Here is a 13831-nt window from a genome sequence, read left to right as displayed (position 1 = left end):
GTGAAAACCATAACGAAGCAAATCACCTTATCGCTGAAAAATCCGTTTATTCGTCACCATGTGGTTTACGGACAAGAAGTGCTTCCAGGATTGGCTTATATTGATATGATCTATCAAATATTCAGAGAACGTGATTATTCCTTTACTGACCTTCAATTGCGTAATTTATCTATCTATCAGCCGTTAGCTGCAGGACAGGATACAGTGATTATGCTCAATCTCGAATGTAAAGAGAAAAAGGAAGGTTTTTGGCAGATAACTGTTAAAGGTTATGAAAAGCGTAACGGCAAAACGGACTCTGAAGAAAAACTCTATATCAAAGCAGAAATGCACATCGGTGCTATACCGGCTTTTGAAGAGACACTTGATCTTATTGACATCAAAGAATCTGCCAAAGCCATCGTTCCGCTGCATGATGTTTATGAACAATGCAGACGCCAGGAATTGGAGCACAGCGGATATATGAAGGCAGAAGGTCAAATTTACGAAGGAGAAGACGGCGTTCTCATTGATTTGTCTCTTGGCACACAAGCCATGCTTCATGCCGACGGATTCATGTTCCACCCCACTCTCATTGACGGGAGCGGGGTAGGCTCAAACCACATGCTGTCGTCTTTACTGAAAGGGGAACAGAGGCTTTACTTGCCTCTGTTCTATGAATCTTTTTCCGCTTCAGAACTTTTGCAAACGCAATGCACGACGAGAATTAAGCGCTCTTCGATCCGTCGGGAAAAAGAACTCATTTATTTAACGATGGAATTTTTCAACGCTTCCGGAGAAAAAGTAGCTGAATTAAAAAACTTTACAAGTAAACTTGTGCGTGAAGCTGAGCTTATCAATGGGGAACGCAAGACTATACAGCCCGATCAAGAAACAAAGGCAGATATACCTGCTGAATCTGTTACTGCGGGAATGGAAGAAGTGTCTGCGTCAGTCGATCATGCGGGACCATACGGCGAAGCGGAACAATTTGTCAGCCGGTTAATAGCAGACAAAATAAATATACCGATAGAACAGATCGAAAAGCAGGTCGGTTATTATCAAATGGGTCTGAATTCCTCCGGTTTGCTGGATGTGGTAGAAACCATTAGTGACAAAATCGGCGAGAGTCTTTCCCCGACGCTGCTGTTTGAATATACGACTATCGCGGAACTATCTGCGTTTCTTGCCAAGGAGCACGCCGAACATTTTGCTGCCTCCCATTCCTCTCATCAGATTGATCGGAAAGCTAGCGCAACTGGTCAAGGGGCTTCCGAGAAAGGGGAGGAAAATGTCAGTTCTGCCTCCTCTCACGCTCCTGCACGCATGCCGGCTGTGGAAGGAGACATTGCGATTATCGGCATGGCCGGCCGGTATCCGAAGGCAAACAATATTCATGAATTTTGGAACAATTTGAAAGAGGGGAAAGATTGTATCAGTGAAATCCCTGAATCGCGTTGGGATTGGCGTCGCTTTGAAGGCTTAACATCTCCTTCAGGAAAGAAAATCTCTAAATGGGGAGGTTTTATAGAAGATCCGGATTGTTTCGATCCCCAATTTTTCCGAATAACGCCAAGGGAAGCAGAAACAATGGATCCCCAGGAGCGTCTGTTTTTGGAAACATGCTGGGAAACAATTGAGGATGCGGGCTATACGCCGAAGACACTGGCAAAACCCCGAGGCCGGAATAACAGACAGCATGTAGGTGTTTTTGCGGGTGTCATGCATAAGGATTATACGTTAGTCGGAGCTGAGGCTGCATCAAAAGAAAATGTGTTTCCTCTCTCTTTGAACTATGCGCAAATCGCCAACAGGGTTTCGTATTTTTGTAATTTTCACGGCCCGAGTATGGCGGTCGATACGGTATGTTCTTCCTCTCTGACTGCCGTCCATCTGGCGCTGGAAAGCATCCGCCACGGCGAGTGCGAAGTCGCATTGGCAGGAGGAGTTAACTTATCACTGCATCCGAATAAATATATGACATACGGGGTTTGGGATATGTTTTCCAGCGATGGCTATTGCCGCACTTTCGGTAAAGACGGGGATGGATATGTGCCGGCTGAAGGAATCGGTGCGGTCTTATTAAAACCTTTACGCCAGGCGGTGGAAGACGGAGACCGAATTTACGCTGTGATTAAAGGAAGTGCTGTTAACCACGTGGGAACAGTAAGCGGGATTTCTGTGCCAAGTCCTGTTTCGCAGGCTGATCTCATTGAGACATGCCTGGACAAAACAGGGATTGACCCGCGGACCGTCAGTTATGTGGAAGCACACGGAACCGGCACGTCCCTAGGAGACCCCATCGAGGTACAGGGTCTGGTGAAAGCCTTCCGGCAATATACACAAGATCAGCAGTTTTGTTCAATCGGTTCAGTGAAATCGAATATCGGGCATGCGGAATCTGCCGCAGGTATCAGCGGATTGAGCAAGGTTGCCCTGCAGCTTCATCATCAGACGCTTGTGCCTTCTCTACATTCAGAGGAACTGAATCCGTATGTAGATTTCAGGAAATCGCCATTTTATGTGCAGCATGAAACAGAAACATGGAAACAGCCTGTTATCAAGGAGAATGGCGAGGAAATCAGCTGCCCGCGCCGGGCGGGGATCAGCTCGTTTGGAGCAACAGGCTCAAATGCGCATATTATCTTGGAAGAATATATTCCTGAAATAGCGGAGCAACACATTTCTTTGCCTGACGTCAAGCCTGTGATCATTCCGCTGTCTGCCCGCAATAAGGAACGGCTTCATGAGTATGCGGAACGGCTGTTGGACTTCCTTCATGATGGCATTCATATTTCAGATTTGGCCTACACACTGCAGGTGGGCCGCGAACCGATGGAAGAACGGGTTGCTTTTGTAGCAAGCGGCATTCCGGAGTTAATTCGACAATTGGAAGCCTTCTCTCAAGGGAAAGAATCGATCCGCAATTGTTGGAACGGCCGCATGAACAGAGGGAACGGCGATCATTCGGACTCTCCCGCAATGGTACATAAATGGTTGGAAGAAGGCAGTTTCGAGATCATCGCCAAACGGTGGGCTGATGGAGTTACTGTTGATTGGAAGCTCTTGTACGGAGAAAACAAACCAAAACGCATCAGCTTACCGACATATCCTTTCGAAAAGGTTCGCTACTGGGTGCCGGAAGCAGAAATCGGAACTGATATGGCGGCAACGAATTCGATAGAAGATCATGTCATTCACCCTCTGCTGCATCAAAACGTATCCGATATGTCGGGCGTGCGTTTTCGGTCGGAGTTTACGGGGAGTGAATTTTTCCTTAAAGATCATGTCATTAAAGGCCAGCGTATTTTGCCCGGAGCCGCTTTTTTAGAAATGGTTCGGGCGGCAGTGGAACAAGCGGTCAGGGAGCAATCGCAAGCCAGCATCCGGCTTCAAAATATTGTCTGGATACGCCCTTTTGCTGTAACAGATCTGCAATCGGACATACACATTCGCCTATATCCGGAAGACAATGGAGAAATCGCGTATGAACTGTATAAGGAGCCTGATAGTTTAGAAAAGGAGCCTATCATTTACGGACAAGGAAGCGCAATGCTTTATCAGGCTGAAGAACTTCCTGTATTGGACATTCAACAGTTGAAAAACAATTGCAGCCAGCGTATTCTTTCACCCGATGAATGCTACGAAGCTTATAAAAATATGGGGATTGAGTACGGTGCCGGCCACAGGGCGATTGACAAGATCTACGCAGGGGAAAACGAAGTTCTCGCTAAACTGTCCATGCCGTCTGCCGTTTCATTTACACAAGACCGTTATATTCTGCATCCAAGCATGCTGGATTCGGCATTCCAGGCATCTATAGGCTTGAAGCTCGGGAACAGAGATTCAAGCCCGACAGAAAGCAAAGCAATGCTGCCTTTCGCATTGCAGGATATTCAAATATTCAAAGGCTGCGTGTCCGCGATGTGGGTGCACGTTAGATACAGCCAGGGAAGTACGGCGCAGGACCGTGTCCAGAAGCTTGACATTGATTTGTGTAATGAAGAGGGACTGGTATGCGTGAGAATGAAAGGCTATTCTTCCAGAGTTTTAGAAAACGAAACAGATGGGGCAGACGCCGCGCCGGCAATCGGAACGCTATTGTTTGAGCATGTCTGGGAAGAAAAAGCCATTTCAGAAAAGGATAGATCAATTGAATATAAAGAACATAAAGTGATTGTTTGTGATATAGAAGAAAAACTAAGCGAAAGAATTCAAGCACAACTTGACTGTGTGATACTGCATTCTAATCGTCAAGCGATACATGAACGGTTTGAAACGTATGCCGTACAGGCATTTGAAGAAATACAACAGACGCTAAACGCAAAATCCGGCGGAAAGATGTTAATCCAGATCGCTGTCCCTGCACAGAGCAACCCGCAGCTTCTCAGCGGCCTGACAGGACTGCTTAAAACGGCACAGCTGGAGAATCCAAAACTGACAGGCCAGCTGATTGAAATCGATTCGGGTATGAATGCAGACGATATGGCCGGAACAATAAAAGAAAACAGGCTATGCCCGAGTGACAAACACATCCGTTATTGGAACGAAAAACGTTATGTCGGCGAATGGAGAGAAACAGACGCAGAACAACTGGGCGTAAAAGTGCCGTGGAGAGATCAAGGGGTTTATCTTATCACAGGCGGAGCTGGCGGTCTTGGTTTGATATTTGCCAACGAAATTGCACATCAAACAAAAGAGGCTGTATTGATTCTTACAGGCCGATCTCCATTAGATGACAAGAAGATGTCCCAGCTTCAAGAATTACAACATTCGGGAGCGCGCGTGGTCTATAAGCAAGCCGATATCACAGAAAAAGAAGCTGTACATGCCTTAACCGAAGAGATTCAAAAGGAGTATGGCAGTCTCAACGGGATCATTCATAGCGCAGGCATCATAAGAGACAATTTCATCATTAAGAAAAAGAAAGAAGAAATCCAAGAAGTGCTGGCTCCAAAGGTAACAGGTCTGGTCAACCTTGACGAGGCAACGAAAGATATACCGCTCGACTTCTTCATTCTGTTTTCTTCAGGAGCCGGAACAGTGGGAAGCGCAGGACAGGCGGATTATGCAATGGCGAATGCATTTATGAATACATTCAGCGAATACCGGAATAGCCAAGCGGCGTTACACAATCGTCATGGAAAAACACTCTCCATAAGCTGGCCGTTGTGGAAAGACGGGGGCATGCATGTTGATGCTGAAACTGAACGGATGCTGACACGGGATACCGGCATGGTAGCCATGGAAACAGAAAGCGGCATTCAGGCATTATATCGCGGATGGGCTTCAGGAAAAGCGCAGCTGATGGTTGCACAAGGTGTAGTGAAGAAAATCCATTCGTTTTTACAGCAAACGGCAAACAATCCTGCTCAAAATACAAGCGGCAGCGGCGGGCGACCGTATGCAAAGAACGAAAATGCCGTGCTGAAAGTCCAAGAGGAGTTGCTGAGAGAAAAAGGGGAGAATTATTTCAAAAAAGTGCTTTCTGCTGTTATCAAACTCCCGGTAAACCGTATAGATGCCGCGGCTCCTATGGAAGATTACGGAATAGATTCTATTATGATCATGCACTTGACGGGTCAGTTAGAAAAGGTATTCGGTTCATTGTCCAAAACATTGTTCTTTGAATATCAGAACATTACATCCTTAACAGAATATTTTATTGAATCACACAAGAAAACGATGTTAGACATTTTGGGAATTGAAACAGAAGAAGCGCCTCCTTCTGAAAAGGTTGACATCTCAGATTCAGAGGCCAAGCATGTAAAACCGGTCTCTTATAGCCGAAAAAAAACCGGGTTTGCGTCTGTACGAATGAAAGTGCAAGAGCAGCTAAGTAAAAATGATAGTGAAGATATTGCGATTATCGGTATTTCCGGACGCTATCCTCAAGCGGACAACATCCACGAACTTTGGAAAAACTTGAAGGAGGGCCATGACTGCATTACTGAGGTTCCGGAAGACCGCTGGGATCACAGCCTTTATTATGATAAAGATAAGGACAAAGCGGGAAAAACCTACAGCAAATGGGGAGGCTTCATCAATGATGTAGATAAGTTTGATCCGCAATTTTTCCACATCTCTCCTCGTGAAGCAAAAATGATGGACCCGCAGGAACGTTTATTTTTACAGTGTGTTTATGAAACGATGGAAGATGCGGGATATACAAGAGAGCATCTTGGCCGTAAAAAAGATGCTGAACTGGGCGGGAATGTCGGAGTTTATGTTGGGTCCATGTACGAAGAATACCAATTATACGGAGCGCAAGAACAGGTGCGGGGCAGACCGCTGGCTCTGACTGGAAACCCATCCTCCATAGCGAACCGGGTATCCTATTTCTTCGATTTCCATGGACCGAGCATCGCGTTGGATACAATGTGCTCTTCTTCATTAACTGCGATTCATCTGGCTTGCCAAAGTTTACAGCGCGGAGAATGTGAGGCAGCATTTGCGGGCGGGGTGAATGTTTCAATCCATCCAAATAAATATTTGATGCTGGGACAGAACAAATTTATGTCAAGCAAAGGCCGATGTGAAAGCTTTGGACAGGGAGGCGATGGCTATGTGCCGGGTGAAGGTGTCGGAGCCGCGCTTCTAAAGCCATTGTCTAAAGCTATTAAAGATGGTGACCACATCTATGGAATCATTAAGGGAACAGCCATTAATCACGGAGGAAAAACAAACGGGTACTCAGTCCCTAATCCGAATGCTCAGGCAGCTGTCATTAAAAAGGCGCTTACGGAAGCGAAAGTTGATCTGCGGGCAATCAGCTATATCGAAGCGCACGGCACCGGGACATCCCTCGGAGATCCGATTGAAATAACCGGACTGGAAAAAGTGTTTAGAGAACAAACAGAAGACAAACAGTTTTGCGCCATCGGATCAGCCAAATCCAATATCGGCCATTGTGAGAGTGCGGCAGGTATCGCCGGGCTGACAAAGGTATTGCTGCAAATGAAGCACAGGCAGCTGGCACCTTCACTGCACTCAAAAGTACTGAATCCGAATATCGATTTTCTCAATTCTCCATTCAAAGTGCAGCAAGAGCTTGAAGAGTGGAAGCAGCCGGTCATTCAAGTGAACGGACAACAAATTGAATATCCAAGAATCGCAGGCATCTCTTCGTTTGGCGCTGGAGGAGTAAATGCTCATGTGCTGATAGAAGAGTATATTCCGAAACCTGAGCCGACGATGTCAGCTCCTTCTGAGAATCAACAGCCGGCCATCATCGTACTGTCAGCAAAGAATGAAGAGAGGCTTCAAAAGCGTGCTGAAAGTCTGCTGGGTGCCATTCGTGACAAAAGGTATTCTGAAAAGGATTTGATCCGTATGGCATACACGCTTCAAGTCGGACGTGAAGCAATGGATGAACGTTTGGCGCTTGTGGCTGAAAATATGCAAGAACTCGAAGAAAAGCTGAATGAATTTATTGCCGGGAAGGAAAATACCGAACATCTATACCGCGGACAAGTCAAACGCAACAAAGAAACCATGGCCGTGTTTGCGGCTGATGAAGACATGGCAAAGACAATCGAAGCTTGGATACGCAAAGGAAAATATACGAAGTTTTTAGACCTTTGGGTAAAAGGTTTGAACATCGATTGGAACATGCTTTATCAAGATGCTAAACCGCAGCGCATCAGCTTGCCAGCTTATCCTTTTGCAAGAGACCGCTATTGGATAGAAGAAAATGAGCGGAAGACCGACGAAAAAAAATCAGTCAATCCGGTTGAACAGATCAAACCAATCAAACCAATCAAACCATTTGAACCGGTCAAACCTGTCGTTACAGCACAGACTGTCAGTCAAGAGCCATTGACTACTCGCAAAGTCAGCGGCAAGCCTGCCAATATCTCTTTGCAGCCCTTGGCAGCTCAGGAGATAACACCAAGTAATGGAACTGAAGACTTGCAAAATGTCGCTTCGGAGCCGCCGCAGACCCCTTCTGCCGAAGTGCTGTGTGATGAATTGACAGCAAGCTTAGCAGAAGTGTTATACATGGACCAGCATGAAGTCGATCCTGATGAAACATTCATTGATATCGGAATGGACTCTATTACAGGACTTGAATGGATTAAAGCGATTAACAAGCAATATGGTACGTCACTCGTTGTTACAAAGGTGTATGATTATCCGACGATCCGTGATTTTGCGGCATTTTTAAAAAGTGAATTAAGTAAACAAGCTGAAGGTGAAAAAACGGCAGGAGTTTTCGCGGTGAAAGCGCCGGATACACATATGCCGATAAAACATGCAGAAACAGTGTCAGCTAAACCGGGCAATATTTCTTTACAGCCTTTAAGCAATCAGAAGGCCGATCATAAAGAACCTATAGAAGACATTCAGTATGCAGCCGCGGAGATATCGGCGACAAGCCAGTATCTTGAATCAGTTGAAACGCTCCATGAAGAATTGAAGCAAAGTATAGCCGATGTTCTTTACATGGCTCAGCACGAGGTGGATATCGACGACACATTCATTGATATCGGAATGGACTCTATTACAGGGCTTGAATGGGTAAAGGCGGTTAATAAGCAGTACAATACGTCATTGACCGTAACCAAAGTTTATGATTATCCGACGATTCGTGATTTTGCGGGATTTCTAAAAACTGAGCTGGTCAAACGAGGCAAAGGAAAAAAGGAAGTCAAGACAAAGAATCTCAATTCGCCTTCAGAAGTGTCTATTAAGCCTATAGCATCACTTGAGGCGAAGCCGGCAGACATACCGATTCAGCCTGTTCAATTAACGCCGGTAAAGGAACCCGAAAAGAAAACTGCCCGATTTGAACAAGATTACCCAGCCGATGCGATAGCCATTGTCGGGATGTCAGGAAGATACCCCGGCGCAAGTGACGTAAGCACGTATTGGGATAACTTGGTCCATGCCAGAAATTCAATCAAGGACATTCCGAAGTCTCGGTGGGATGTGAACCAATATTATGACCCGGCTCTGAATCAAAAAGGGAAAATATACTGTAAATCACTAGGAATGTTAGATGATATCGAGCATTTTGACCCGTTATTTTTTAATATACCTCCGTCCGAGGCTGAACTGATGGATCCGCAGCATCGAATATTTTTACAGGAAGGCTATAAAGCATTTGAGGATGCCGGATATAACGCCCAAACATTAAATGATAAAAAGTGCGGAGTCTATCTGGGTATCATGAGCAATGAATACGGGATGATGCTGAATAAGCATCAGGCAAGAGCAAGCGCCACGGGGAACAGTTTTGCCATAGCGGCAGCGCGTATTCCGTATTATCTCAATTTAAAAGGCCCTGCCATTCCTATCGATACGGCTTGTTCTTCCTCATTAGTCGGGACCCATTTGGCCCGCCAAGCTCTATTAAATAAAGAAATTGATATGGCGTTGGTTGGCGGCGTGAGCTTATACCTCACTCCGGAATCATACATCAGCATGTGTGAAGCCGGGATGTTATCGCCGGATGGACAATGCAAAGCGTTTGATAATAGTGCAAATGGTTTCGTACCCGGCGAAGGTGCAGGAGCGTTAGTCCTAAAGCGACTCAAAGACGCAGAGGCAGCTAATGATCATATATATGGAGTCATTATCGGTTCCGGAATTAATCAGGACGGAAAAACGAACGGAATTACAGCGCCGAGTGCAAAAAGCCAAATGGACTTAGAACGTGACATATATGAAAAATATGATATACATCCTGAGAGCATCAGTTATGTAGAAATGCACGGCACGGGAACAAAACAAGGGGATCCGATTGAATTAGAAGCCCTATCGACCGTATTTAAAGAGAAAACAGACCGAAAGAAATATTGTGCGATCGGTTCAGTGAAAAGCAACATTGGTCATACATCGGCGGCGGCAGGGGTAGCAAGCGTCCAAAAAGTGTTAATGTGCATGAAACACGAAACACTGGTGCCTACTTTACATTTCACAACGCCTAATGAGCATTTTCAATTTGAGGATTCGCCTTTATATGTAAATACCGAGCTTAAGCATTGGGAAACGAGTAAAGGACAGCCGCGGCGGGCCTGTGTGAGTTCCTTTGGATACAGCGGGACGAACGCCCACCTTGTGATTGAAGAATATCAGCCTAAAAGGCGCAATGACAGACCATCAGACCAGGATAGCCAAAAGTTATTTGTGTTATCTGCGAAAAAGACAGAGGAATTAAAGGGTTATGCCCGAATGATGAAAGACTTTGCGGAATCCCATGAAGATATAAATCTGGCTGATATGGCATACACCCTTCAGGTTGGCCGGGAGCCGATGGATTATCGGATGGCGTTTTTGGCAGATTCAAGAGAATCGCTTGTCAAAACATTAGAGGATTATATCGCCGATGTTCAGCATGCTGGGATTTATTCTGCTCATGTGAAAACGAAAAAAAGTGACATTAAAGCTTTTGAAACAGATGGTGATGCCAAAACATTGCTGCAAACATGGATAGAGAAGAGAAAGATTAAAGAAATAGCAGATTTATGGGTGAAAGGGCTTCGTGTAGATTGGAACGAGCTTTATGAAGATCAAAAACCTTATCGAATCAGTCTCCCCGCTTATCCATTTGCAAAAGAGTATTATTGGCTGCCCAAAGAAACAGCTGCAGCAAGCAGCAGTTCTGCAAGTCCTGAAACTGGGGGACAGCGTTGCTTTTTACAAAAACAATGGGAGCTTTGCCCGATTGCTGCAAAGGAAAAAGGTAACCGGACGGTGGCCATATTGGCCAGTCCGAAGACAATGACGTTGGCTGAAGAGCTTTCTAAGTATTTCTCAAAATATCATATTTTTGATATTGAAGGACACACCGATTTCTCAGATGCGGACTGGGAGAGTTTCGATGGCGCAGTGGATTTGGCCGGGTGTGAAATGAGCGATAACCAATCCATGAAATGGATCAGCCCGCTGCAAAAGCTGATTGAGCATGGACGTAAACACAAACAAGGTTTAACCGTCATGTGTGTGACAAAAGGGCTGGAATCTTTTCAAAATAGAAATGTCAATTTATCAGGTGCCTCTCGAAGCGGTTTATATCGTATGCTTCAAAGCGAATACAGTTATCTCAAATCAAGACACATGGATGCAGATGAAGCGGCAAAAGAGACAGAGTTGGCGAGGCTGATCGAAGATGAGTTTAGTGCTGACAGTACAGAGACCGAAGTTTGTTATCGGGATGGACAGCGCTATCGAGCATTTTTGGAAGAAAGATCTGCCCATGAGGATAGCGAGCATCAAGCAATATCGTTTCCGACAGACAAGGTGCTGCTGATTACAGGCGGGACAAGAGGTCTCGGATTACTATGCGCTCGGCATTTTGTGCAAACATACGGGGTTGAACGATTAGTGCTGACTGGCCGTGAGCCGTTGCCACCTCGTGCACAGTGGGAATCATTCAGTCGGCAAAACACGCCGCTTGCACAAAAAATTCAAGCGGTCCAAGAGTTGGAAGCTTTGGGCGCACACGTGCAAGTGCTGTCTCTTTCCCTGTCCGATCCGCATGCTGTGAAAGAGAGCCTTGAAGCAATCCAGCACACCATGGGGGGAATTGGCGGAGTCATTCATTGTGCCGGGATGGTGAATACGAAAAATCCGGCATTTATAAGAAAGTCCACAGAAGACATTCAACAGGTGTTGGAGCCTAAAGTCGAAGGCCTTCAAACATTATTTGACATTCTTAAAGAAGAGCCGCTGCAATTTTTCGTTCTGTTTTCATCAGTATCAGGGATTATTCCGGTTCTTGCATCAGGCCAAGCGGATTATGCCATGGCGAATGCTTACATGGACTATTTTGCAGAGGCACATTCTGATAATTGTCCGATTGTCAGCATCCAGTGGCCCAACTGGAAGGAAACCGGTTTAGGTGAGGTTCGAAGCAAAGCTTTGGAACAGACCGGGCTGTTAAGCTTGAAAAATGAAGAAGGATTGCACCTATTAGATCAGATTCTGTCTGAAAAACGACATGCCGTGATCCTGCCGGCAGTGCCCGATCTAGATGTATGGCAGCCGCATCAGCTGATGCAGCAGTCGATTCAGCGAGATCCTGTGATAAGTACGCCGTTTCCAAGTTCTGAGGCAAGCGGCGATCAAGCCGTTCAAAACCTGCTGCATGAAACGACAGCCTGGCTTGTAAAGATTTTTTCTGATGAGTTAAAGATAGACCCCAAGGATTTTGAAACCGATGAACCATTTCAAGAGTATGGCGTGGATTCGATCATTTTGGCTCAGTTATTACAGCAGATCAATCAGAAGATAGAAGGGGACATTGATCCGTCCATTTTATTTGAATATTCAACGATCGAGTCTTTTGCAAAGTGGCTGGTGTCTGCTTATGAATCTTCCCTATCAAATGCAGTATGCTGCTCCACCTCAAAAGAGCATGAGTCTGCTATATCTCCGCCTTCACTGAATGCGGTATCTCTTGGCGAAGCGGAACCGCAAAAGAGCCGTGAGATGAAACTGGTGAATCATACAGAAGACATCGCGATTATCGGTCTTACTTGCCGGTTTCCCGGAGCTGACACTCTTGAGTCATATTGGGATTTAATAGCTGAAGGGCGATCAGCCATCAGACCTGTTCCGCCTGAACGCTGGGGTTATTCCAGTCCATATTATGCCGGCGTAATTGATGACCTGGAGCGATTTGATTCTGAATTCTTCCTTATGTCGGAAGACGATGTCAGGGCAATGGATCCTCAGGCATTAGCTGTATTGGAAGAAAGCTTGAAATTGTGGTATCACGCCGGGTATACACAAAAGGAAATTAAAGGAATGCAGGCAGGTGTTTATATAGGAGGGCGCAGTCAGCACAAGCCTGATCCATCCAGTCTTTCAAAAGCACGAAATCCGATTGTAGCCGGAGGGCAAAACTATTTAGCGGCTAATATTTCTCAATTTTTCGATTTGCGCGGTCCGAGTATCGTGATGGACACAGCTTGTTCCTCTGCTTTGGTCGGTTTAAATATGGCCATTCAAGCTTTACGGAGCGGTGATATTGACGCTGCAGTAGTCGGCGGTGTCAGTTTGCTTGAAACAGATGCTGCGCATCACATGTTCCAAGAGCGGGGCCTTTTATGTGAAAAGCCGTCTTTCCATGTATTTGACAAGCGTGCAGACGGTGTGGTGTTGGGAGAAGGCGTAGGCATGGTGTTAGTCAAAACGGTGAGGCAAGCGCTCAAAGACGGAGATTCTATCTACGCCGTCATTAAGGCCGCTGCTGTTAATAATGACGGAAGGACAGCGGGACCCTCTACTCCGAATCTGCAGGCACAGAAGGACGTGATGCAGACGGCGCTTGAAAAAAGCGGCAAAAAACCTGAAGACATCAGCTATATCGAAGCGAATGGTTCTGGCTCGGTGGTGACGGATTTACTTGAGCTTAAGGCGGTCCAGTCCGTTTACCGTTCCAGCAGCAGGGCTCCTTTAGGATTAGGATCGGTTAAGCCTAATATCGGACACCCTTTATGTGCAGAAGGAATCGCCAGTCTCATAAAGGTCGCATTGATGCTGCAGCATCGCCAATTGGTCCCGTTTATGTCGGGTGACCAAAAAATGCCGCATTTTGATATAGAAGAAACAGATTTATATTTTTGTAAAACACAAGATGAATGGGCGGCAGAAGTGCCGGTTGCAGCGATTAATTGTTTTGCGGATGGAGGAACGAATGCCCATCTGATTGTAGAAGCTTGGCAGGAATCGGTTCAGCGCCCGATTCGAAGAAAACCTCTGCCGCTTCCGACATTAAATCGGCAGCCCATTTTAAAACAGAAAGCCGCCGCATCAGCTCATACCGTGCAAAAGCAAGAGCTTCCGGCCAAGGGTGCTCCTAAAGAAATGTTTTGGAAAACATTCAAATAAGAGAGGAGTGGGG

The 13831-nt window shown here is 45.9% G+C and carries 1 protein-coding gene; it reads left to right on the top strand.

Annotated elements, in window-relative coordinates; genetic code table 11:
* The gene (locus GXP75_RS00775; protein WP_313897111.1) at window positions 1-13818 is read left to right on the top strand and encodes a type I polyketide synthase; all 13818 of its coding nucleotides are present in this window, start codon (window positions 1-3) and stop codon (window positions 13816-13818) included.
* Window positions 13819-13831: the final 13 nt, after the last annotated feature.

Source organism: Bacillus sp. HU-1818 (assembly GCF_022695965.1).
Lineage (GTDB): Bacteria > Bacillota > Bacilli > Bacillales > Bacillaceae > Bacillus > Bacillus atrophaeus.
The sequence above is the reverse complement of the archived record's forward strand: the minus strand, read 5'-3'. Positions and strand labels throughout refer to the sequence as shown.